The 852-nt window shown below is 67.7% G+C and carries 1 protein-coding gene; it reads right to left on the bottom strand.

Going from position 1 to position 852, the window contains the following annotated elements; all coding sequences use genetic code 11:
* Positions 1-110 precede the first annotated feature (110 nt).
* Positions 111-689, bottom strand: a complete 579-nt coding sequence (locus BN903_RS11870) for a cysteine hydrolase family protein (RefSeq protein WP_048077919.1) — start codon at positions 687-689, stop codon at positions 111-113.
* Positions 690-852: the final 163 nt, after the last annotated feature.

The raw sequence follows: 852 nt of genomic DNA, 5'->3' as shown, positions 1-852 counted from the left end.
CCCGTCGAGAGATGTCCATACCTCGCGGTTCCGGCGAGCGGCAAAAAGGGTTACACGCCGATTGCCGCGCGTGATAATCGCGGTTCGGAGGAATCGAAGCGGCGACGACCCTACTCCGACGCGAAGGCGACCTCGTCGCGGCTCGTCGTCTCGCCGAACAGCCAGTCGGCGTGGTCGACCGCGTACTCGCGGTGGTCCTCGGTGATGTAACCGAGCGCGTCCTCGACGACGACCGGGCGGTAGTCCCGGAGCCCCGCGCTGCCCGCGGTGTGGAGGACGCAGACGTTCGCGAGCGTGCCGCAGATCAGGAGGTCACGGATTCCGTGCGCGTCGAGATACCCCTCCAGATCGGTCCGATAGAAGGCGTCGTACGTGTGCTTCTCGACGACGTGGTCCGCGTCGCGCACGTCGAGGTCGCCGAGGAGTTCGGCGTCCCACGACCCCTCGACGACGTGTTCGCCCCACCGGTCGAACTCGTCGTAGTAGTGCGTGTCGTCGAACTGCTCGGGCGGGTGGACGTCGCGGGTGTAGACGACGCTCGCGCCGGCGTCGCGGGCGCGGTCGACGAGCGCCGTCACCGGCTCGACCGCCGCCTCGCTCGGCTCGGCGTAGAGGCTCCCGTCGGGGTGACAGAACCCGTTTTGCATGTCGACGACGACCACCGCAGTCTCGGTCGGATCGAACGCCATACCGGCGGTTGTGGCGCGGCCCTCAAAAACCGTCGTCCCGGCCGGCGAACGCGCTCGCCGCGGTCGGCGAGCCGACCGAAAAAATCCGCCGGCGGCGACGCCGAAGGAACCAACAGACTACTTACTAGGGCGTCCGATACGATCCGTATGCGACGGGTTCTCA

Source organism: Halorubrum sp. AJ67 (genome assembly GCF_000513435.1).
This window is presented reverse-complemented; position numbering and strand designations above follow the sequence as displayed.